This window comes from Bacillus cereus group sp. MYBK195-1, assembly GCF_051916605.1.
GTDB classification, from domain to species: Bacteria; Bacillota; Bacilli; order Bacillales; family Bacillaceae_G; genus Bacillus_A; species Bacillus_A cereus.
This window is the reverse complement of the sequence record NZ_JBQAGZ010000021.1, coordinates 1-2,508: the sequence shown is the minus strand read 5'-3', so window position 1 is coordinate 2,508 and position 2,508 is coordinate 1. Positions and strand designations below refer to the sequence as shown.

The following is a 2,508-nucleotide window of genomic DNA, read 5'->3' as shown; positions in this document are numbered from 1 at the left end:
GTTTGTTTCGTTCAGTTTTCAAAGAACTACTCGGTCGCTCATTTGCGACTTCCTTATGTTAACATTTTCATCTTTCAATGTCAACTAAGTTTTTCATTTCGTTTGTCGCTTTCGACGTTATTGTCATCGGCGACTTGTTCTATATTACACCTCTAAAGCATAATCGTCAATACGTTTTTTAAAAAACTTTATATTTTATAGATTTCACTTATGTATTTCTTCTATAGTTATATACAAGCACCCCACAGAACTATCTATGGGGTACTACTCTACTATAAAAACTATTGCTCTTTCTACGGCGCCGAACAACTTCCATCAGTACAAGAAAGATCGCTTCCACCATCTGAAGAAAGTTCTTGTAACTTAGGTGCAGGATTCTCTTCTTCCCACACTTGCTGAAGTGCACCAACAAAAGTTTCAAGTGGTTGTGCACCTGAAATAGCATACTTTTGATTAATAATAAAATAAGGTACTCCCGAAATTTGATATTGCTGAGCAATCGCTTCATCAATTCTAACATCATTTGCATACGCATTTTTATCATTAATAACATTTAAAGCCTCTTGCTTATCTAAACCTGAAACTTCAGCGATAGTAGCAAGTGTATCCACATCACTTAAATTTCTTGATTCAGTGAAGTATGCGAAAAGTAGATTTTCCGTAATCTCTTTTTCTTTTCCTTGATCCTTTGCAAACTTCGCAAGACGATGCGCATCAAACGTGTTCGTCGGCTTCATCTCATCAAAATTAAAACTTAAACCCATACTAGCTGCATGATTTCCTAGCTGTACGTTATTACGCTTAGCTTCTTCAATACTAATTCCATACTTTGATGCAAGTACTTCATTAATACTTGTCCCAGAATAGATTGGAGCATTTTGGTCTAATTCAAAACTTTTAAACTCAACTTCAACATCCTTCTTATGCGGAAATTGCTCTAAAGCCATCTCTAATCTGCGTTTCCCAATATAGCAAAATGGGCATACAAAATCTGACCAAACTTCAATTTTCATAGAAACACCTCATTAACTTTTAGTTTTCAATCATTGTAGCACTGAGATTAAGGAATTCAAAAGTTTTCGCTCTACCTCCTTCATATAGTACATACAAAAATACACTTATAGCAGAATACCTAATTAACAAAAAAAACGATAATCAAAAGGATTAACTATTATCCCTCCGATTATCGTCTATATAAATGCAACAACTTTAATTATGCCGGAATATACTTCCCTACGAACTTCCATACAGTATTCCAATATTTATTCGAATCTACTTTCTCCGCTTCCCCATGTCCAGCACCTGGAACAATTAATTTCTCTTTTTCTACTTTTGCAGCATTATATACTTCATCTAACATTTCAAAAGGAACGAATGTATCAGCATCCCCATGAATGAACAGCATAGGTGTTTTACTTTTCGCTACTTGTTTTACAGCTGAGGCCTCTTCTAAATCATACCCAGCTCTTAATTTAGTAACCGTATTTGCCGCATTCATAACAGGAAACTTCGGTAAGTGGAATAAATCTTTTAGTTGATAAGTAAATTCATCAATAACAGTTGAGTATCCACAATCTTCAATAATAACTTTAACATTAGAAGGTAAATCTTCTCCTGAAGTCATCATTACAGTTGCCCCGCCCATTGAAACACCAAATAGAGCTATTTCAGCATTAGGGTCTTTCTTTAAGATTTGTTGAATCCAAATTAACACATCTTTACGATCATGCCAGCCCATACCAACATAATCCCCTTCACTATTTCCGTGTCCACGAAGGTCTGGTGCTATGACATTATAGCCTTGTTCATAAAAGTTACGAATATATTTCGTCATTTCCGATGCTCTACCACTATATCCATGAACTACAATTGCCCATTTATGACTAGATGGTTCATTCATATATTCATAACCTTTTAAATTTAATTTATCGAAAGAACGTATAGTTAATGTGTTAGGTTTATACTTCGATACGAAGTTCGCATTCTTTTCTTCATTTGCAGCCAATACATCTCCCGACGCATTTACCGTTTCCACTAAATGAGGATTATCTTGCAAAAATTCCTTTTCTTGTTTCGCATTTAATGCATAGTTATAAAAATAATTCCCAACTAACATATACACGATTACTAGCAGGACTAAGACTACTATAGTAATTATACTTATCTTTTTCATATTATCTCCTTTTCTAACTTAAATCTTCTTATATTAAAGTACATCAAAAACAACTGTACTATTTTAACACACTGATAAATCCTATCTTTAAGAAATAAAATAGAAAATCTTAAATTACATATAAAAAATCACGAAAGAAATTGAATAAAACTTATATAGCTACGTATTCAAAAATCTTTTTGAAAAGCGAGAAGCACTTCAAAATATTTAGCTTTGAAAAGAAGTTATAAAACACAAAAAAGACGAGTCATTCTGACTCGTCTTAAAGTTGCTTGGCGACGTCCTACTCTCACAGGGACAAGGTCCCAACTACCATCGGCGCTAGAGAGCTTAAC

The 2,508-nt window shown here is 33.9% G+C and carries 2 protein-coding genes; both read right to left on the bottom strand.

Features of this window, described 5'->3' with window-relative positions:
• Window positions 1-293 precede the first annotated feature (293 nt).
• The gene (locus ACTFRY_RS29610; RefSeq protein ID WP_098617363.1) at window positions 294-1,013 is read right to left on the bottom strand and encodes a DsbA family oxidoreductase; all 720 of its coding nucleotides are present in this window, start codon (window positions 1,011-1,013) and stop codon (window positions 294-296) included.
• 200 nt (window positions 1,014-1,213) lie between these two features.
• Window positions 1,214-2,173, bottom strand: coding sequence for an alpha/beta hydrolase (locus ACTFRY_RS29605; RefSeq protein ID WP_000723976.1), 960 nt, complete (start codon window positions 2,171-2,173; stop codon window positions 1,214-1,216).
• Between the last annotated feature and the right edge of the window lie 335 nt (window positions 2,174-2,508).